Origin of the sequence: Microcoleus sp. D3_18_C4 (assembly GCF_036702355.1) — a bacterium.
Taxonomy (GTDB): Bacteria; Cyanobacteriota; Cyanobacteriia; order Cyanobacteriales; family Microcoleaceae; genus Microcoleus.
On the sequence record NZ_JAUBTF010000002.1, the window covers coordinates 196,244 to 216,010 of the forward strand.

The window sequence follows — 19,767 nt, forward strand, 5'->3', positions numbered from 1 at the left end:
CGGGGCGCATCTATGAAAGAATCAAAATAACAGCATGGTGGCTGACGTAACTCGCCCACAAACGGATACTTGCGAACGACTCCTGTCGTGGAGATATAAAAATTTTAGACTCAGGTACAAACTCCCAGATTCATCTGTGGATAAAATCTAAAATCTAAAATCTAAAATCTAAAATCGACTGACAGCAATGTTATTGGTAAAGACTGTGATGGATAGCAAACAAGCCTACTTACAGTGCTTAGAAAGGCTAATTTGGGCGCTCGATCGCCTGGAAGCAAAAGTCGAACCAAGTGAAGTCGCTCGGATTGCCGAACTGATTGTTCAGCCGATGATGGGGCCCTGGCGGTTTTTTCACACTCCCGAACATATTTTTGATGTGGGGGGAAAGGAAGACGCGATCGAGGTTTTGGCAGCTTTATTTCACGATACCGTCTACGTGCAAGTCGATCGCAGCATTAACTTTAACGTCAGCTACTACATCACTCCTGTTGCAAAAGAGGTTAACAAACAACTACAAATTCGGGATAAATCTGAACTGTCTGCGGATGCTACCTTCGAGATGGTAATGCTGGTATTCAATTTTGAACCGGGCGAAGTCCTCAATCCTTTCGCTGGACAAAACGAATTTCTCAGCGCTGTCGTAGCAGCAAAAGCTCTAGAACCATTTCTCACACGCGAGCAATTGCTTCAAATTGCAGGCTGCATTGAAGCAACAATTCCGTTTCGCGCCGCCGATGCAGGAGTAACGGTAAGCCAGCGCCTTTATGACCGCTTGCAAGCAATAAATAGCCTGTTTAACCTCAGTTTGACTGACGGGGAAATGCGGGAAACGGTGAAAAAAGCTGTGCGAATCTCTAACCGGGATGTGATGAGTTTTGCTCACCATAGTTCAGCCCATTTTTTGGCAAATACCTGGAATTTACTGCCGGAAACCAATCACAATCTCATCTGCTGCGGTTTTTACACGGTTCGCGACTACCGAGTTGCTTTGCTCAAGATGGAAGGTTTTCTGAATTATCTTAAGCCTGAAATAATTTTCCGACAGTTTGAGGGATATCCAGACGATCGCACCTATCAGGGCTGGGAAGCTACTGCTAAGTACAATATCGAAATTGCGAAGCTTTATTTGGGGTGCAAACTGTCTGCCCTAGCCCTACTAGAAGCTCTTTCTTCGGATTTGGGGATTGAGGTTTCTCTGGCGATGATGATGGGAGGAATCCCGGCTCAATCTCCTAACTGCGTGCGCTTGGAAAGCTTTTTTCCCGAAATAGAGAAACCTTATAAACCTAAAATTAGTTTAGAAGCGGAAGTATTGAATTTATTAGAAAATGGGCGGGCTAAAAGCACTTCTAATAACGATTTGGAGAGTTCGCCCCTGACAACGTTTGTGGTAAAAATTGTTGGCTTTGACGAAATGCGCTATCAGTGCGATCGAGCTAAGGAATTTTTTCGAGAAAATCTCAACGCCGACGACTTTATTTCCCACTTTAACCCGATAGTTACAGAAATTGTCATTGATTCAATTCTCAAGTTGTTTGACAGCCGGAAATCTACTATCTACCGATTCTACGATATCACTTCTAAGTTAAAGTCCCAACCCCAGAGCTATTTTCCCGATCGGCCTTTTCGCTCAAATGGTTAACTAGCTTTAAATACAGTATTTTTGCCTCCTCTATAGAAAAGACCCTTACTCAGCTTATCAACAGTGGAGCGATTACACTGTGACAGGATTGATTGCCTCGCTTTCTCTACGTCAATCAGCCTATCCATCCCGGCACTAACAGCCGTACCGGTAAGTAGGTAGGCGGGATTAAACCGAATAATGTAACACTATGTAAACAGGTTTAAGTCAGCCAGTAGAGAGCCTTTGGAGACTTTTCCCTTGTTTCATAGGGGCGTTTTTTGGTGGCGACTTACTTATGGTGTGGGGCTGGTGGCAAAGATTTTACAAGTTGATAAACAATGGAAATTCGCTGCTGTTTGCCTTTGACAATTATTTTATACAAAACGGATTTGATAGCTGCCTGTCACTCATCTGAGCTACCCCAGATAAGCGTCACTATAAAAAGCGACTGTTAAAGCACTTCCCCCCACAGCTACAACTGGGGAATAGCAAGTTCAAACGACTTGCAAACCACTAATCCCCAATCAAACAATGCAAACCACAAATTCAATTTACGCTCAATTGCCTCTTTGCTCTTCACTGCCCACACTGCAACGAAATAATAGCACCACTGCCAATCAAAACGTGCGCTATCTCCAACAATCCTTAGTTAAAAACGGATATCCCGTCGCAACTGATGGATTCTTCGGCCCAAAAACCGAACAAGCAGTCATCAAATTTCAAAAGGACAATAAGATTGCTGTTGATGGCATTGTCGGCCCTCAAACTTGGAGTCTCTTAGGCGCTTGTTATACAGGTGAACCCGGATGTTAAATCCAAGTTAACTAATCCTAGGCCCACGGGTAGCAAGAAACTGGGTTTTTTCACAGCAATACTTCTTTTACGCCCTCATAAACGCTAAAAAGCCTGGTGGTTGAGCGAAGCCGAAACCTCGTTTATGCCCGTCAAAAGTGCATCCAGGACTATTAATTAACATCTTTTCTGCACTTCTCTGCTTTTAAACAACTTGCAAACAACCAATGGAGAATCAAACCATGCAAACCACAAACGCAATTCGCACTGAATTACCTTCCTGCCGTTATTTTCCCCTACTCAAACGCAACGATGGCGTCACCCAAAATGAGGACGTTCGCTACCTTCAGCGACTCTTGAACGCCAGCGGATTTTCTGTAAATACTGATGGAGGATTCGGCCCAAAAACCCAACAAGCCGTTATCAATTTTCAAAAGCAACAACAAATCGTTGCTGATGGCATTGTCGGCCCCAAAACTTGGAATAAATTAGGAGTTTGTACAACTATATTTTAAAGTTGGTGCAAGCATCTTTTAAAGAGAGTAGGGCGTGCAGTGTGCGCCCTATTTTTCCGTCGAAGTTTCCACCCCAGACCACCCCTCCGGCGCTCCGTACATTCGATACTTGCGAGAGCGTTTGAAATACAGCATTGCTACCCGATCGTCCGGATTGATTTGTAAAATATTCTGAAATACTTTTTGGGCGGCAACAAATTTTTGCTCGTAGTAAAAATTGAGAGCTTCTTGAAAAACTTCTGCAGTTTGCTGCTTGAGTACAATGCTTTGCTCTGTTTCTGTATCGTAAATTTCAAATACCGACACAGCATTTGTCTTTCCTTTCACAGTTACTCGATCGACAAATCTGTACTTATATTTTTCTGGATCGTCTAGGCGATCGATAATTGCACCGCTAACTAGAATGCCCGATCCGTAAACCTTAGTCAATCCTTCCAAACGAGACGCGAGATTGACGGCATCAGCAATCACCGTACTTTCCATCCGTTCTCGTTCGCCAATTGTACCCAACATCAAATTGCCCGCGTGCAAACCGACGCCGATCGCGATCGGAAACAAGCCATTTTTTTCTCGCTGCTGGTTGTAGATATTCACTTCTTTCTGCATATCAATTGCTGCTCGTACACCATCATCAGGAGATGTAGGAAACAGTGCCATGACTGCATCACCAATGTATTTGTCAATAAACCCGTTGTTTTTCCTGATTGCAGGGCTAACCTTTCCCAAATAAGTATTAATAAATGCAAAATTTTCAGGTGGTGTCATCTGTTCTGAAAGCGCCGTAAACGAGCGAATATCAGCAAACAGCACTGTCATATCTCTTTCCTGATTTTCGCCTAGTTTTACTTCAATAATACTCGGCTTTTCCAGCAAGTTGAGAAAATCGTGTGGCACAAACCTGCCGTAGGCTGCATTCAGTTTTGCTAGGCGAATTTGCGTATTAATCCTCGCCAACAATTCCTTTTTGATAAAAGGTTTAGTTACATAATCATTTGCTTCTAAGTTAAAAGCTTCTACCAAGTCGGTAGTTAGATTTTTGGCCGTCAGCATCAGAATTGGCATTTCTAACGGCGAGTATTTTTTGCGGACTTCTCGACACACTTCATAACCAGTCATCTGCGGCATCATTACATCGAGTAAAATTAAGTCCGGCTTAAATCCTGATTCAATCAGATTTACAGCTTCTAAGCCGTTGCTCGCTTGAGTTATTTCGTAGTTTTCTATAGAAAGACTGTTAATGATTACCTGAATATTAATGGGTTCATCATCGACTACCAAAACTTTTATTTTTTCAGTTTCTAGCAAGTCGCTATTGTCTGATATCGGAGAATTTATTAGAGATGATTTGCGGCCCAATTCAGGAGTGATAAAAATGGGAGAATTCTCGCTTAAAAGCGGCTGCAGGCTGCTAACATCCGGTTGACTCTCAGATACGGGCAAAGTAAATATGAATTGGGAACCGACGCCTACAGTTGAACATACCCAAATTTTACCTCCGTGCAATTCCACTAATTGTTGGGCAACCGTTAACCCTAAACCAGTGCCACCATATTCTCTAGCAGTGGAACCGTCAGCTTGTTCAAAGGATTCAAAAATTCGCTCTAATTTATCTTCGGGGATGCCAATACCGGTGTCGGATACAGTAATTGCTAATTGGGAATTAAGGGGTGATTGTGCCTTGCCCGTTACCAATTCTGCTGAAATTTCTACTCTGCCACTTTCGGTAAATTTAATCGCATTGCCGATTAAGTTGTAAAGTATTTGCTGCAACCGATTCTCGTCTGCTGCTATTGGCGGCAATTCAGGAGCGACTGAGTTAATCAACTGCAAGTTTTTTTTGCCTACTAATGGCTGAGACAAAGTGAGAATTACAGAGACGATTTCTCGAAGGCCGATAGACTTAATTTGCAGTTCGAGCTTTTTGTGTTTGAGCTGAGAAAAATCCAGAAGATCGTTAATTAAAGAAGACAATCTTTTCCCCGAAGATGTAATCAAAGCTAAGTTAAAATTTGTTAAGTCTGGCAGTTGTCCGGTAGCACCGTCTATTAAAGATTCTGCAATCCCAATAATGCCGTTGAGGGGAGTGCGGAGTTCGTGGGAAGTATTGGCTAAAAATTCGTCTTTCAGTTTGTCGAGTCGCTGCAATTCGATATTTTTAGTTTCTAAGGCAGTAAAAGATGCTTGCAGTTGTGCTGCCATGCTGTTAAAAGCAGCGGCAAGTACGCCCAACTCATCGGAGCGATCAAGCTTTACAGTTTGGTCAAATTGTCCTTCAGATAAAGCTATTGCTGCATTTTTTAATTTTATAAGAGGTTTGATAATCCAGCGAGAAGTGAGAAGTCCTAACACAGTTGCCATGCCCAAAGCTGCCAAGCATAGCAAAACTGTAGTTCGGTTGCCGGCATGAATTTGTTCCATAAAGTCGGCTTCTGGAACGACGACTACAATCAGCAAATCTAAACCCTTGTCGTCTTGGAAGGGCAGGACTTTTAAAAATTTATTCTGGTCGTTTATCTCAACATTTATTTGCTGCGCTTTTGTAATTTGGTGGAAGTTTTGAAAGTGAGTTTCTAAATATTTAGCTGTAGTTTGCGTTACTGCATCGCTGCTTTCTGTAACTTTAAACAGTTCTTTTTGACCGTTTTGGCTGCGGAAAGGTTTTTCGGGTGTGGAAGTTGCCAGCAGCGTGCCGTTTCTTTCGATAATAAATGTTTGACCAGATTTACCTATTTTGAGGCTGTTTAAAAATTGACCGATACTGTCGAGACGTAACGCAGCAATTAATACTCCTTCTAGCTGTTTCTGGCTGTTGTAAACTGGTTGCAGGGCGCTGAGAATCAAGGTGGGTTCTAGGAATGATATATAGACTGAACTCCAAGTTGGTTTGGCTTCTAGAGCCGCATAGGCGTAGGAAGGGTGCTGCCGGATGTCAAAGTTTTTAACGGAGGCGGCTACTGTAGTGCGATCGCCCGTATCATTAGTATTGTAAGAATAAAAATCAAAATTTGTCGATGGGCCCGATGCGTTAATCAATAAAGTGCCGTTAGACATCTTTTCGCCAGTGCGATATTCTCCATCTTGATTAGCTATCGACGTAAAATTGATATAAGGATATAATTGCACTTGTCGCCACAGATACTTTTCCCAAGCGGACAAGTCTTTCATGTTTACAAAACCCAGTTTCACCGCATCCAGCTTGCTTTGATTGATTTGGTGCGGAGTTTGCAGATAAGTTCTCAAATTTTGCTCAATGCGATTGCTCACCTCCCCCATCAATTGACCCGCCAGGTCATTCACTGCTCTTTGAGAGTTCCTAAATGATAAATATCCTACAATACCCACCGCTGCAAATACTTGCAAGACAAACGGAACTATGAGTACGGTTTGCAGCGTTGCTTTTCTTGAAAGTTTTGCCACTAAGTGCTTGAGAGAAAGAGTGGACATAACATTAGTTTAGGTTGAAAAACCCAGTTAAGACTTGGAGAGAAAGCTTACGGTTGGTAAGTATTATAAACCATTTAGCACTTAAGCACAACTTACGCAAGGAAGACCTGATCTCGTTTCTACCATCCTTAATCTTATATCAAATTATTAAAAGTCAAAGCGAACCCTAGGGACACGGCATTTTCGTGTCCTACTCCCCGCGCCGGACAAGGCATTGCCATGTCCCTACCGATGCTCACATACAATATATCTGTATCACTACTTTTCATGATAGAGGTTACTTGTACTACTTTTCATCCAAAGCTTCTATCCCCGACCATCCTTCAGGCACTCCATTCTTTAGAGAGCGCTGGCAGTAAATTGCTGGTAACTTATCTTGAGGATTTCTTCCGCAAATCTTATTGAATAATTTTTGCGCTTCAGTAAAATTTTGCTCGAAATAAAGCTCCAGACCTTTTTGAAACTCAGCAGCAGTTTCCTGTTTTAGTTCAATGCTTTGTTCTGTTTCTGCATCATAAATTTCAAACACCGACACGCCTGATTTTTGGCATTTTACTGTGACTCTATCGACAAATCGGCACATATATTTTTCTCGATCGCCCAAACGCTCTAGAATAGAGTCACTAACTAGAATTCCCGCCCTGTAAACATTTATTTATTAGCTTTGAGTGGCAATTTACCAGAGCTGACCTCAAGCAAAAAACTAGAATAAATAGCAGCGTATCTCCCAAGCTAAACGCCGTTTAATAAAATTTTGACTAATAAATGATAATTGCAACCTAGTCTTCCTGTGGTTCATAAAATATCGGACAAGTAGGTTTGGCAGCAGGAAAGTTTTTCCGAGGTTTTTTACAAAATTTATATGATGTCTGCTTACTTCCTGCTGTAAAAAAAGGTATACTTAAGAATAAAAATTTAGCTGGATGTCCCTGAAGTTAGCCACAAAACTAAGCTATATTATAGCAGATTTCAGGAAAGTGAGATTTGCTATGGCTGACTCTATTGCTCGTCGCTTGGAACAATACACAGTAAAACGATCGCACGAAGTTTTAATCGTTAAGGCCGAAATTGACGGCGAATTCGATGAAATTGCTATTTTTAAAGGCTTTTCTAGCTCCCTGACGCGATCGACCGCTTTCGATCCAGAGGTTGCTGTTTTGCCCGAGGAAGCAAAAATTGTCAGTGTCGATCGCGTGGAGAGTCCCTACAATCCAAATAACCCCCGCTATCTTCAGCAGGGGTTATCTTGGGAAACAATGCAATCTCTATTGTCCGAGGCGGGAGTTTAGCGAAACATTAGGGACACAACGCGAGAAAAACAGTAGGGACACAACAATGTTGTGTCCCTACTACAAAAGCACTATGTCCTTAACCTTAGAGCTAGAGCGTGCCGCCGGCAGCTTGGAAACGAGCTCTCGCGCGTTTGATTGCTTGCTTAGCTTGAATTTGCTCTTGCAAAGTGCCGGTAGTAGCCTTTTGCAAACGAGCTTCTGCTTCGGTGTAAGCAGTACGAGCAGCTTCTTTATCAATGGTTTCGCCTTTTTCAGCGCCGTTGACAAGAATAGTAACTTTGTTTTCTTGGATTTCTGCAAAGCCACCCATCAGAGCAATAGACACCCATTCCTTGCCGGGACGGACGCGCATCACTCCGGTATCCAAAGCTGTCAACATTGGAGCGTGACCGCTTAAAATACCCAGTTGGCCTGTGGTGCTCGGCAGAATTACTTCTTCAGCATTAGAATCCCAAACAGTTTTGTCTGGGGCCACTACGCGCACAGTTAATGTCATAAATTGTCCTTAGTCATTAGTCATTAGTCATTAGTCAGCAGTCAGCAGTCATTAGTAATTAGTCAGTAGTCAGCCGTCGGCCATCATCAGTCACTTAGTTGTTAACTGTTAACTGTTAATAGTTAACAACTAATGACCAATGACTAATGACTGCTGACTACTGACTAATGACTAAAATTACTTGGCGTCAGCTTTCATTTTTTCAGCTTTGGCGATCGCTTCGTTGATATCGCCCACCAAATAGAAAGCTTGTTCAGGTAATTCATCAAGTTCGCCAGCCAAAATCATCTGGAAGCCCTTAATGGTGTCTGCCAGCTTGACGTACTTGCCGGGGGAACCTGTGAACACTTCAGCCACAAAGAACGGTTGAGACAAGAACCGTTCAATTTTGCGAGCGCGAGAAACTGTCAAGCGGTCATCTTCCGACAGCTCGTCCAAGCCCAAAATTGCAATAATGTCTTGCAATTCCTTATAGCGTTGCAGAGTAGACTGCACCTGACGAGCAACACCATAGTGTTCTTCGCCGACAACGCTAACTTGCAACATCGTAGACGTAGAATCCAATGGGTCAACCGCAGGATAAATCCCCTTCGCAGCCAAACCGCGAGACAACACAGTTGTAGCGTCCAAGTGAGCAAAAGTCGTAGCCGGTGCGGGGTCAGTCAAGTCATCCGCAGGTACGTACACAGCTTGAACCGAAGTAATAGAACCTTCGGTAGTCGAAGTAATCCGTTCTTGCAAGTCGCCCATGTCTGTACCGAGAGTCGGCTGATATCCCACAGCCGAAGGCATCCGACCCAACAGAGCCGATACCTCAGATCCCGCTTGCACGAACCGGAAGATATTGTCAATGAACAGCAGCACGTCTTGCTTGCTGACATCACGGAAGTATTCGGCCATCGCCAGAGCCGACAGGCCCACGCGCATCCGAGCACCAGGCGGCTCGTTCATTTGACCGTAAACCAGAGCAATTTTTGATTTGCTGCGGTCTTCTTCGTTAATAACCCCCGACTCGATCATTTCTTTGTAGAGGTCATTACCTTCGCGGGTGCGCTCGCCTACACCACCGAACACGGACACGCCGCCGTGAGCCTTGGCGATGTTGTTCACGAGTTCCATCATAATCACCGTTTTGCCGACGCCTGCGCCGCCGAACAAACCGATTTTGCCGCCGCGACGGTAGGGGGCCAGCAGGTCAATCACCTTGATCCCAGTTTCAAACACCGAAGGCTTGGTTTCCAGTTCGGTGAAAGCCGGCGGGTTGCGGTGGATGGGCATACTTTCGGAAGTATTGACCGGGCCGAGGTTGTCTACGGGTTGGCCGATGACGTTAAAAATCCGGCCGAGAGTTGGGATTCCGACGGGAACTTGGATCGATGCCCCGGTATCTACTACTTCCATGCCACGCACCAAGCCGTCGGTGGTACTCATGGAAACTGCACGCACTTGGCTGTCTCCGAGCAGTTGCTGAACTTCGCAGGTAACGGCAATGTCTTGACCTGCTTCGTTTTTGCCGGAAATCGTGAGAGCGTTATAGATTTGGGGCAGTTTGCCGCCTGGGAATTTTACGTCTACAACCGGCCCAATGATTTGGGTGATGTAGCCTACGTTCGTTTTTGTTGCGGTGGATACCATGAATAGTGCCTTTGTTAGGATGCTATTTTTCCCGTTATGGAAAAAGTCTTAACATTTAGAAATGCTATTCCTCAGATTACCACTGAACAGACGCACTATTTAGATTTGTATGGGGCTCGTTAAGAGTCATTTTTATGGTTCCTGCCCTCGCTTTTTTTTTCTGCGAGTCGCAGCCAAAGCCCCGATACCCAGCATAGTCCCGAATACTGTGACAGGTTCGGGGACTGGTTCGGGGGCTAACTCAGCCGACACGGTGAAGTCTTTGAAGTCAAGCTGGGTTCCTTTTTTGGCATCGTCGAAGGAGATTCTTGTTGTGCCCTTAGCCAGTTGCTCCTTTGTGAGCGATGAAAATTGCTCTGGGCCTTTACCGCCGTTGATGTTTGCAAATGAGTCGCTGGAGTTGTAGTCGAGCTTAAAGTCACCAAACACAGCAAGCTGACATCCCGCCACCAGACATTCATCTCTTCGGAACTGAGTGCCGGGGGCAAACCATTGGGGGCTGTTCATGAAGGTACTCGACGAGACGTATTGCTCGAAAGGCTTGCCGCTCCCCGTGTCACTCCACAGCAGCAGGGCATAAATTTTATCCTGCAAAAATGTGAAGGTTTGGGTGATGGAGCCGTTTTCGGAGGTGACTGCGTTGCCGAAGGTTCCTTCCCAGTTGTTGGCCGAGCCGTTATCTGAAGCTTTAGTCTCGTAAAACAGTCTAGCGATGTTGGTGTAGCCATTGTTTTCTGGCTCAGCTTGGGCAACCCACAAGCTTGACTGGTAAGGGCTGACAGACTTGTTGAATCTAAAGTTGATCTTTGTATCTTGCTCGAACTGGATGCCGCCAGTGCCCAACATGAAAGCTCGGACGGGCGGGCAGATGCCGAGCAACATTGTGGTTGCCAAGCTGGCGACTGTAAAAGATGTTTTTTTGACTAGCGTTAAGGTAGTCATAACCCTGATTCCTCCAGTATTGTTAGGTAGTAAGGCGGAAAATGCCCTAAATGCCATGTTGCCGTGACGCGAATAGACGATCGCGAGCCTGCTATATTGAGGGCGATCGTCAAACCTAAAGAAGAGGCTCCACACCAGTGAATCTACATACAGATATCACTTAAGGGTGTTTTAGAGTAAATGAGTGCTTCTTCTAAGAGTTTTCACTGACACCACATTGCCACAGTTTAATCTGTCAGAGCAAGATTTTCATCCTGCCTAGACTTCCAAACTACTACATTTACTTCGTTTCGGTAACGGTCTAAAGTTGAGTGCAGGACTTGCAAATATTGGCTTTCATCAAAAATACATAAAAATTTTAATCGAGCTTTATGAAGTTTTGGTAAAGTTCATCTATAAAATATAAAGTTTTTGAGAGAAAGTCGGCTGTTCGGTTCGTTGCTCCTGAAAGCGCGCTGCAAGATGCTCGGCCGATGCAGAAAGAAGCGGGGGGAGACCGCGAGTAGGGATTTGAGCGAGTTTTTTGCCACTCTAAGCAAGCGGGAGAACAGACATCGATACTTACGTACTTTTGACTAATATTCCGAGCTTTTTAAACCCATAAACCTCGCGTTAGCTGCTATATTTTCACCCACAGTCCCGGACGCTTTAACCCGGTTTTTTAAGGTAATTGGGTCAGGGAAGCAGTGAAAGTCAAAAAAAGACACCAAGTTTCATTTCCCGCGCCTGATTCCTAGTAAAAAAACTGTTTTTACGTAAAGCATAGTAATTAAAAACATACATTGCATTTTTTTAGTCCTAATTATTCGATCGCCAAAAATAGGCTGCTCCTATTGACATGAGAAATTTTGAGGAGTAAAAATAGTAGAAATAAATACGATCGCACTTTAAACACAATCTTCATGGTAAGAGAATCTCAATCAAGCTTTACAAAAGCAGTTGAGAAAAGTCATCATATAATCAGGGTCAACACATCTCAATTAATTTGACAAAAGCGTGAATTTGTGCATTACTAAATCACTAAAAAAACCTTCTTAAAATTCTTAATTTTCACCCGAATTGAGCAGATTAAATCAGAACCTTAAGATTGGCTGTTAGCTCATGAAAAATTTTATCCCCTTTTTTGCCTAAAAATAATTGATGAGATGAAGACTAGGCAGTAACTATATCTAGCACTTTTTGCTGGTCATTACGGTCATAAGATTGTTTTATTGTTTTGCCATCAATGGCAATCACTTCTAGTTAGACTTCCCCGACTATCGCATTTACCCAACTCAAAAAACATTTTTGAAACTGCGGCGGTTCAATTCGGGCAAATAAGGAGACTAAACTTGTCATGAGATTATACCATTGGGTAATTCTAGAAAGCTTTTCAACCATTCATATTTGGCATTACCATAGACTTATGTTCCTGCCCATCCGTCGACACCGCTGATGACAGCTAAAATCGCAATCGATCTAATATCTTTGAGCAAATGTTATTTACTTCTTTCTATTCTTGGGCTCTTCAACTTGGCAAAATGTTCTAAAAAACTGGCATTTAAAATATTCAGGTAAGCCAATGAATCTATTTGTTTTTGTTGGGATTTTACAGCTTTACTAAAACCTCTGGCTATTGATAGCATCAATAAACTACAATAAACTACATTAAAATTTACTCGGATTTAATTGTAACATATGTTGGGTTAAAGTTAAGATGCGTTTACCCTGCAGAGGGGGGTAGGATAGTCTTCTTTGAGGAATTTAAGGATGACGGCTTAGTTGTCCTGTTGGCGGATGCCTCGATAAACGGTGGAGTTGATACTTTCGTAGATTTGAGTGAGAATCTCGTAGCCGTTAATCTCGATCATTTTCAGGTTTCAATGATAGAAGAAAATGTTATTAAAGATAGTCAGCAATCATGATGGGCGAGCGCACTGATCTATTATAGTAGCTGAGGATGCTTTGATACCCATGCTAAATGTGAAATCTTCACATTAATATACTGGCGCACATCATCTATCACAGATTACCTCATGGCAATAGCAGGTAACTTTCATTACCTGCTAATTTACAACGAGAAAAACAAGAGTTTTCTCATCCTTATTGCTGCAGTATTTTCACGATGAGATTTTTTTTGTAAGTCCCATATTTTAAGTAGCAAATCAGTTTCTTGAACAATTCTCTCTAACCCGCAGATGCTCTATCTAGGGTTGACTTGTCTCGGATTTGGTGCCGCAGTTCCGTAATTGACTCGACAGCCGATATTGAACAAACTCGAACTGCACTCAAGAGGGACAATCTGCTGATCGAGGAGGGCGCTGCAACTGACATACTCGTCATTATTAGTATCTCTTACCATACATTCGATCGGGTTAGCTCCCGATCGCGCTGACCAACTCTTCATACCTACGACTGCAATCATATGCTGCCAGTAGAAAGCAAATAGCAAAACTCCCAAAAGTACAGCAACGGCTAATCCTGCTTTCAACTTCCAACTATTTAGGACATTTCCCACACTGTTTTTCACGTTTTCCACTCCAGAAAGTGAGGTTTCGGTAGTTATTTCTGGAGTTGTCAAGTTTGTTTGTGTTTGTTCTGCTGGAATTTCCGACATAATGTATCTCCTATGATTGCTGGGATTTGGCTAAGCTCGCAGTTGTGATCGCTATTGCAAACTTTATCAAATTTTAGCAAAACTAGCCTGTACCGACAACAGATTCGGGCAGCACCGCCGGGGAAGTATGTATATTCACCAAGTGCGATCGCGATTTCTATGCCTTTTGAGGTATTGCCCAATTCGCGATCGGCTATTTTGCACCTGGCGCAATAAAATAGTTGGTGATGTTCTCGGAAAACGGCTCAAGTGAATCAGCTTTTTTACAAACCGCAGAGAGCGCAGAGGGCGCAGAGAAAGAAAAAAGATAGATATATTGACTTTCACCAATAATTTAGGGTTTCGATAACAGTTCTAATAACTCAACTTCCGAAAGTAGTTCTACCCCCAAAGATTGAGCCTTTTCCAACTTAGAACCCGCATCTTCTCCCACAACCACATAATCAGTTTTAGCACTCACCGAACTGGTGACTTTACCTCCTGCTTTTTGAATCAAATCTTTAGCTTCATCTCGTTTCAAAGTGGGCAAAGTTCCGGTAAGCACAAAAGTTTTGCCTGCAAGTTGTAAATTTGTGCTGGCTAAATTGGGATTTTTTACTTCTGACTGCAATTGTAAGCCTGCAGTTTTCAACCGTGCAATTAAACTTTGATTCGCCGGCACTCGAAACCACTGATAAACAGCTTGAGCAATTTCCGGCCCGATGCCGTAAACGCCCTCAATCGATGCCGCCGATACTCCTGCTAACTCTTCCACATTTGCAAACCTTTCTGTCAGCAATTGAGCATTCACGCTGCCGACGTGGCGGATGCCCAAGCCGTAAAGTACGCGCGAATAAGGTTGATTTTTTGATTGGGCGATCGCACTTACCAACTTTTCTGCTAACTTCTTACCCATGCGTTCCAAACTCATCAATCTTTCCGCTGTCAAATCGTACAGATCCGCCGCAGAATGCACCAGATTGCTATCAACCATCTGCTGCACCAACTTTTCGCCAACACCGTTAATATCCAGAGCATCCCGGCTGCAAAAATGAATCAGCGAACCCCTCAAAATTGCTGGACAAGATGTATTGATGCAGCGAGTAACGGCCTCCCCCTTTTCCCGAACTACAGGCTGTTCGCATTCAGGACAGCAACTAGGAAGTTGGAAAAGTTGAGCATTGTGGGGGCGAAGTTCCGGCAAAACTCGCACAACTTCGGGTATAATTTCTCCAGCTTTTCTGACAATCACAGTATCGCCAATATGGAGATTTAGGTCGGAAAGTCGATCGCTATTATGGAGAGAAGCGCGGGAAACCGTCGTCCCCGCCAATTGCACCGGTTTGAGTTCCGCTACAGGCGTCAGAGCCCCGGTTCTCCCTACTTGCACGGTGACCGCTTCTACTATTGTAGGCACTTCGGCAGCAGGATACTTCAGGGCGATCGCCCAACGCGGAAACCTCTGAGTAAAACCCAATTGTTTTTGCAGCAAAACAGAATTAATCTTAACAACAACCCCATCCGTCATGTAAGGCAAATTCCGTCGCTCAGTATCCCAATATTCGTAATATTCGCGAACTTCATCCAAAGAATAGCAAATTTTGCGATAGGGATTCACCTTAAACCCCATCCTTCGCAACAATTCCAACGAATCCCACTGCGTGTTACCCTCGTTACCCTTATCTAAATGCAGAGTATAAGCAAAGAAATCCAACCTGCGCTTATCCACAATTTTAGAATCCAACTGCCGCAGCGTACCTGCCGCAGCATTGCGAGGATTAGCAAACAATGGTTCCCCAGCTTTTTCCCGTTCCCGATTAATTTCCTCAAACACAGCTAAAGACAAAAAAGCCTCTCCCCGCACTTCCACAACAGGCGGCGGATTATCTAAATTGAGCTTTAAAGGAATCGAGCGAATAGTTTTGACATTTTGAGTAATTTCCTCTCCCGCAATGCCGTCTCCCCGCGTCGCACCGCGAACTAAAACCCCATTTTCATAGGTTAATGCTAAAGCAGAACCGTCAATTTTTAACTCGCAAACATATTCAGCATTTAATTGTTGATTATCCCCTGCTACCCTTTGCCAGCGTTCCTGCCATTTAGCAAATTCCTCAAAATTAAAAGCATTTTCCAAACTGTAGAGAGGAATATTGTGTTTGACGCTAAAAAATTGAGTAGCAGGCTGTTCTCCCACGCGCTGAGTCGGACTTTCCGCAGTAATTAATTCAGGATAACCTGATTCTAATTCTTGCAACTGGCGATAAAGTCGATCGTACACTTCATCTGGCATGATCGGCGCATCGAGAACATAGTAAGCATAGCTGGCTTCCTGTAGCTGCTGCCTCAACTGTTGAATTTGCTGCTGAATTTCTGCTGCCATATCAATTTAAGGTTTTCGATTTTCGATGTTAAATTTTTGATGATAACTCTTCATTTTAGCTCAAAAAAAAGGAGCAAGCAACCTATCTGCTGCCAGAGCAATTTTAGATTTGAGATGATTCATCTCAATTTGAGCTAAAACAAAGCTTCAGCAACTAGAAAATCCAAACTTATCCTAATTATCACGCTGCCAAAAAACGGAGACTTAATTTCCGACAGGAGTCGCCAGTCGGCCAAAATTTTCGACTCTTGTTCAACCTCCCAGATTCATCTATGGAGTAAATTTTTAATCCTCCGACTGATTAAAAGCCGAACGTTGCCAGACCTGTCCCGCCTGCCTAATTCTCAATTTTAAAATCCACTGACTCGCCCTTATTTATGCCAAATTCGGGGTATAAATAATCACAAGTTCAAGTCGGGAAAATCCCCAAAGTGCTTGTTTTCGCCGGACATTGAAGGTTGAAGATTCTCACCCTCTTTTTCGCCGTTCAAGTTGCTATTGGCGCGGGATTTGGTGAATTCTTGAGCGTTGGGCTTGGTGAAAGCGAGCGGTTCAGCGTGTTCTACCTGAAATACATTGGCGTAGAGGTTAGCAATAATTTGTTTGCCTCCCTGAGTCAATTCCAAGTAGTTCAAAGCTGCAGGAATGTAGGGAAAAACTCCATTCCAATAAAACTTGGCGTAATTTTGCCGCAAATCTCCCGGAGACTTGTAGCCCAAGATTTTATTAGTGCCGACTTCCTCAAATTCGTAGAACAGAGCACTTATTTTTCGTAGGTAATTTGGGTCGCTCAACTGACCGATCAAATCGGCGGCCCTAGCGAGTCCAGAATAATTATTTCGGTCTTGATGAGTTTCGCTAGCAGGAACTGGGAAGCGCGTCAATTCAATATTGCGCTTGATTTGTTCGGCATCAATTAATGTGTGGCCGCCGAAGCGTTCGTCAATTACGAGTTTGCCTCGATCGACATGATAAGGAGTTAAACTGGCAGAAGTTGCCCCGATCGGCACAGAAACCATGCCCCCGTCAATACCCGTAGCATATAGTCCCACAGCTTCTTGGTCTTGACGACAAACACCTTTGACGTAGCCGATATCGTGGCACAGCAGCGAAATTAGGTAGTGCAGCCAATCTTCGGGCGACACTCCCCCTTCGCGAATATGCTTGCCGCGGAGAATCTCTTGTCCCACCAAAGCCACGAGCATTGTGTGTTCTACATTGTGGTATAGAGCATCGCAGTTAGCGATATTTTCCAGAGCCATAGTCCCTGCCCAGGCGATAATTTCAGGGTAGTCAGGCTTGTACTTGCCGTAGGTGCGACGGTAGCCGGCCTGCAACTCTTGCACAAAAGCGTCAATCAGGATAGCAGTTGCATTGAACATCATAAATTCTCTCACTCAGGCTTTAGTTACAAACTTGATCCAAAATATCTTGCATAGCTGAAAAAATAATTAATGGGCATTCCAGTAGGTTTGACCCCTCGGCGTTGAATTTTTAATTTCAGCTAGTCTTGTCAGGTCAGAAAATTGCTCTTTTGGCTATGCTTCCCAAGATAACCTAATTTCGGAAGCATCCGAAGCAACAGATCGATTTTTTGGTATTAAATGTTAGTGAAACAATTTACATCGTTTCACTGACTAATTATTAGAAGTCCTAGGTTTGAAACTTATGAACTGTCTGTTTCGGAGTCTCTCCACTGCTGCCCTTGGCACTCGGCGGTCGATCGCCCAAAAATACCTAGGATTGTTTGCCTTCACGGCTGTTTGCACCGCCGCACCGGCAATGGGTGCCGAGCGAATTTACGTAACTTACGGGCCGCTAGAAGAATCAGTTCCCATCGAGTCCCTGGCACTGTTCGCCAAAGAAGGCAAAATAGACTCGAACTTGGACGGCTTCGCTCAGTACATCAAAGAATCTCAGCTAGCTGAGATTCGCAGCGCCCTGCAAGCGAAAGCTGAAATTAGCCAGGTGACGATCGCCCAATTTCTCTACACGCCTCAAGGAGAAGTGCTGCTGAGACGCTTAGGCCGAGTAATTCAAACCCAAGCTCGGCAACCTGGATTTTATGCCATCCGAGCCGCCCTGATTTTAGCAGCCTCAGATCCAGAAGGCCTGACAATTCTCAACGTGCTGCGGAAATTCCCCACTTATGGCATCAGGATTGACATCGCCCGCGCCTTGGGTATCGCCAACGAGCTGACATCCCTGATCAACCGTTCCAATCAGACGATCGCCGGAGTCGCTCAATTGTCCGAAGCACAAGCAGCCTCGGAACCCGCCATACCACCGGCCCAAATGCAGCAGCCCCAGCTACCGGGCCCCTATACTTGGAAAAAATCATCGGTAACTGTGACGAGTCCAAATCGCCCTCGCACGTTTGATATGGATATTTACCTGCCGCAGGGCAGTCAGCAACCGGCCCCAGTAGTAGTAATTTCACACGGTTTAGGTTCCGATCGCCTTTCCTTCGAGTATTTAGCCAAACACCTAGCCTCCTACGGCTTTGCCGTCGCCGTCCCCGAACACCCCGGCAGCAACGCCCAACAAATCCAAAACTTAGTAACAGGCAGAGCCACTGAAGTAGCAGAACCAGCAGAATTTATCAACCGCCCCCTCGACATCAAAGACCTGCTCGATTATTTAACCAAACTTTCTACAACCGATCCGACCTACCAAGGGCAGCTCGACTTGCAGCGAGTCGGCGTCATCGGCCAGTCTTTCGGTGGCTATACGGCTTTAGCATTAGCCGGGGCGGGGATTAATTTTGCACAGCTAGACAATGATTGCCGGCTAGAAAACGATACTTGGAACCTCTCCCTGCTGTTGCAGTGCCGCGCCCGCGGCCTAGAGCGCAACCAGTACAATTTTGGCGATCCGCGCATCAAAGCTGCGATCGCCGTCAACCCGATCGCCAGCAGCATTCTGGGAGAAACTAACCTCAGCAACATCAAAATCCCTGTCATGGTAATCGCAGGCAGCGCCGATACCGTCGCCCCCGCTTTCCTCGAACAAATTCAACCGTTCACATGGCTGACATCGCTCAACAAATATCTAGTATTGATGATCAACGGGACTCACTTCTCAACGATCGAGGATTCCCCTCAAAGCCTCTTTCTGCCACCACCAGAGGTCATCGGGCCCGAACCAGCTTTAGCCCGTCGCTATCTCAGCGGACTCAGCCTAGCTTTCATGGAAAGCTATTTGAACAATAAATCCAATTTCCGCCCGTATTTGGAGCCATCCTACGCTTTAAGCATCTCCAGAGACACTCTCGGACTGAGAATTTTGCGATCGCTCACCCTGCAGCAACTCCAGCAGTTCAGGATTTCTCCACCTGCTCGCAGGCCAGTCTCTCCACCTGTCCTCGCTCCTGTTCCTCTACCTTCTCCACCTCCCATAGCTCCCGTTCGTTAGGGTTGAGGTGCGCCGCGTGTGCACGCTGGCATCTATTTTCGTGCGGGGGCGATGGCGTCGGGCCCGGCAAGCTACGGCCCTCTCTCTTCTTTCATCAGCTTTCCTAATCACACTCATCAGTTTAACTGTCGCTCAACCCCTTTACAAACCTTAACAACACCGTTAATAATATAAACATCATCCGAACATTGACAACCAAATACAGCAATCATAAAACCATGACAACAACCTTACAGCAGCGCGAAAGCGCCAATGTCTGGGAACGCTTTTGTGAGTGGGTAACATCAACCGACAACCGCATTTATGTAGGTTGGTTCGGAGTCTTGATGATTCCCACCTTGCTCAGCGCCACCATCTGCTACATCATCGCCTTCATCGCTGCCCCTCCAGTGGACATCGACGGCATCCGCGAACCAGTAGCTGGTTCCTTAATGTACGGTAACAACATCATCACAGGTGCTGTTGTTCCTTCATCCAACGCCATTGGCTTGCACTTCTACCCAATCTGGGAAGCAGCTTCCTTAGATGAGTGGTTGTACAACGGCGGCCCTTACCAATTGGTAATTTTCCACTTCCTGATCGGCGTTTTCTGCTACATGGGTCGTGAATGGGAATTGTCCTACCGCTTAGGTATGCGTCCTTGGATCTGCGTCGCTTA

The 19,767-nt window shown here is 44.7% G+C and carries 14 protein-coding genes and 1 pseudogene; 7 read left to right on the top strand and 8 right to left on the bottom strand.

Annotated features, from left to right (window positions below; genetic code table 11):
• Window positions 1-187: 187 nt before the first annotated feature.
• From QUA90_RS01785 to QUA90_RS01795, 3 genes are all read left to right on the top strand, one after another.
• Window positions 188-1,642, top strand: a complete 1,455-nt coding sequence (locus tag QUA90_RS01785; RefSeq protein WP_333332689.1) for a hypothetical protein — start codon at window positions 188-190, stop codon at window positions 1,640-1,642.
• Between the two features lie 513 nt (window positions 1,643-2,155).
• Window positions 2,156-2,437, top strand: a complete 282-nt coding sequence (locus QUA90_RS01790) for a peptidoglycan-binding domain-containing protein (RefSeq protein WP_333443569.1) — start codon at window positions 2,156-2,158, stop codon at window positions 2,435-2,437.
• Between the two features lie 221 nt (window positions 2,438-2,658).
• The gene (locus QUA90_RS01795) at window positions 2,659-2,931 is read left to right on the top strand and encodes a peptidoglycan-binding domain-containing protein (protein WP_333443571.1); all 273 of its coding nucleotides are present in this window, start codon (window positions 2,659-2,661) and stop codon (window positions 2,929-2,931) included.
• Between the two features lie 48 nt (window positions 2,932-2,979).
• Here QUA90_RS01795 and QUA90_RS01800 read toward each other — a convergent pair whose 3' ends face one another.
• Complete coding sequence (locus QUA90_RS01800; protein WP_333443573.1) at window positions 2,980-6,375, bottom strand: ATP-binding protein; 3,396 nt, start codon at window positions 6,373-6,375, stop codon at window positions 2,980-2,982.
• A 286-nt stretch (window positions 6,376-6,661) separates the two neighbouring features.
• On the bottom strand, window positions 6,662-6,958 hold the full coding sequence (locus tag QUA90_RS01805; protein WP_333443575.1) for a hypothetical protein: 297 nt from the start codon (window positions 6,956-6,958) through the stop codon (window positions 6,662-6,664).
• Between the two features lie 406 nt (window positions 6,959-7,364).
• On the opposite strand from QUA90_RS01805, the gene QUA90_RS01810 reads away from it, so the two are divergent.
• Window positions 7,365-7,664, top strand: coding sequence for a DUF7734 family protein (locus QUA90_RS01810; RefSeq protein WP_333443577.1), 300 nt, complete (start codon window positions 7,365-7,367; stop codon window positions 7,662-7,664).
• Window positions 7,665-7,755: 91 nt separating this feature from the next.
• On the opposite strand, the gene atpC is transcribed toward QUA90_RS01810, so the two are convergent.
• The 4 genes from atpC to QUA90_RS01830 form a co-directional block, all read right to left on the bottom strand.
• The gene (gene atpC / locus QUA90_RS01815) at window positions 7,756-8,163 is read right to left on the bottom strand and encodes an ATP synthase F1 subunit epsilon (RefSeq protein WP_333058306.1); all 408 of its coding nucleotides are present in this window, start codon (window positions 8,161-8,163) and stop codon (window positions 7,756-7,758) included.
• Window positions 8,164-8,340: 177 nt separating this feature from the next.
• Window positions 8,341-9,798 carry a F0F1 ATP synthase subunit beta gene (gene atpD / locus QUA90_RS01820; RefSeq protein WP_333082925.1) on the bottom strand — a complete coding sequence of 486 codons (1,458 nt, stop codon included), beginning with the start codon at window positions 9,796-9,798 and terminating at the stop codon, window positions 8,341-8,343.
• A gap of 132 nt (window positions 9,799-9,930) precedes the next feature.
• Window positions 9,931-10,740, bottom strand: a complete 810-nt coding sequence (locus QUA90_RS01825; protein ID WP_333332041.1) for a PEP-CTERM sorting domain-containing protein — start codon at window positions 10,738-10,740, stop codon at window positions 9,931-9,933.
• A gap of 2,182 nt (window positions 10,741-12,922) precedes the next feature.
• Window positions 12,923-13,336 (bottom strand): hypothetical protein, encoded by a 414-nt coding sequence (locus QUA90_RS01830; RefSeq protein ID WP_333443579.1) that lies wholly within the window; start codon window positions 13,334-13,336, stop codon window positions 12,923-12,925.
• Between the two features lie 54 nt (window positions 13,337-13,390).
• On the opposite strand from QUA90_RS01830, the gene QUA90_RS01835 reads away from it, so the two are divergent.
• On the top strand, window positions 13,391-13,552 hold the full coding sequence (locus QUA90_RS01835) for a hypothetical protein (RefSeq protein ID WP_333443581.1): 162 nt from the start codon (window positions 13,391-13,393) through the stop codon (window positions 13,550-13,552).
• 118 nt (window positions 13,553-13,670) lie between these two features.
• Here QUA90_RS01835 and ligA read toward each other — a convergent pair whose 3' ends face one another.
• Window positions 13,671-15,695: an NAD-dependent DNA ligase LigA gene (gene ligA / locus QUA90_RS01840; protein WP_333443583.1), complete on the bottom strand. Its 2,025-nt coding sequence runs from the start codon at window positions 15,693-15,695 to the stop codon at window positions 13,671-13,673.
• A 401-nt stretch (window positions 15,696-16,096) separates the two neighbouring features.
• Window positions 16,097-17,077 carry an Npun_R2479 family HD domain-containing metalloprotein gene (locus QUA90_RS01845; protein ID WP_333443593.1) on the bottom strand — a complete coding sequence of 327 codons (981 nt, stop codon included), beginning with the start codon at window positions 17,075-17,077 and terminating at the stop codon, window positions 16,097-16,099.
• Between the two features lie 286 nt (window positions 17,078-17,363).
• Between QUA90_RS01845 and QUA90_RS01850 the strand changes: the two genes are divergently transcribed.
• Window positions 17,364-19,109 (top strand): alpha/beta hydrolase, encoded by a 1,746-nt coding sequence (locus QUA90_RS01850; RefSeq protein ID WP_333443585.1) that lies wholly within the window; start codon window positions 17,364-17,366, stop codon window positions 19,107-19,109.
• A gap of 218 nt (window positions 19,110-19,327) precedes the next feature.
• Window positions 19,328-19,767, top strand: a pseudogene (locus QUA90_RS01855) (photosystem II q(b) protein); the annotation flags it as partial.

Coding starts and splice junctions, on each gene's coding strand:
- QUA90_RS01785 (WP_333332689.1), top strand. CDS start 188: ATGTTATTGGTAAAGACTGTGATGGATAGCAAACAAGCCTACTTACAG.
- QUA90_RS01790 (WP_333443569.1), top strand. CDS start 2,156: ATGCAAACCACAAATTCAATTTACGCTCAATTGCCTCTTTGCTCTTCA.
- QUA90_RS01795 (WP_333443571.1), top strand. CDS start 2,659: ATGCAAACCACAAACGCAATTCGCACTGAATTACCTTCCTGCCGTTAT.
- QUA90_RS01800 (WP_333443573.1), bottom strand. CDS start 6,375: ATGTCCACTCTTTCTCTCAAGCACTTAGTGGCAAAACTTTCAAGAAAA.
- QUA90_RS01805 (WP_333443575.1), bottom strand. CDS start 6,958: ATGTGCCGATTTGTCGATAGAGTCACAGTAAAATGCCAAAAATCAGGC.
- QUA90_RS01810 (WP_333443577.1), top strand. CDS start 7,365: ATGGCTGACTCTATTGCTCGTCGCTTGGAACAATACACAGTAAAACGA.
- atpC (WP_333058306.1), bottom strand. CDS start 8,163: ATGACATTAACTGTGCGCGTAGTGGCCCCAGACAAAACTGTTTGGGAT.
- atpD (WP_333082925.1), bottom strand. CDS start 9,798: ATGGTATCCACCGCAACAAAAACGAACGTAGGCTACATCACCCAAATC.
- QUA90_RS01825 (WP_333332041.1), bottom strand. CDS start 10,740: ATGACTACCTTAACGCTAGTCAAAAAAACATCTTTTACAGTCGCCAGC.
- QUA90_RS01830 (WP_333443579.1), bottom strand. CDS start 13,336: ATGTCGGAAATTCCAGCAGAACAAACACAAACAAACTTGACAACTCCA.
- ligA (WP_333443583.1), bottom strand. CDS start 15,695: ATGGCAGCAGAAATTCAGCAGCAAATTCAACAGTTGAGGCAGCAGCTA.
- QUA90_RS01845 (WP_333443593.1), bottom strand. CDS start 17,077: ATGTTCAATGCAACTGCTATCCTGATTGACGCTTTTGTGCAAGAGTTG.
- QUA90_RS01850 (WP_333443585.1), top strand. CDS start 17,364: ATGAACTGTCTGTTTCGGAGTCTCTCCACTGCTGCCCTTGGCACTCGG.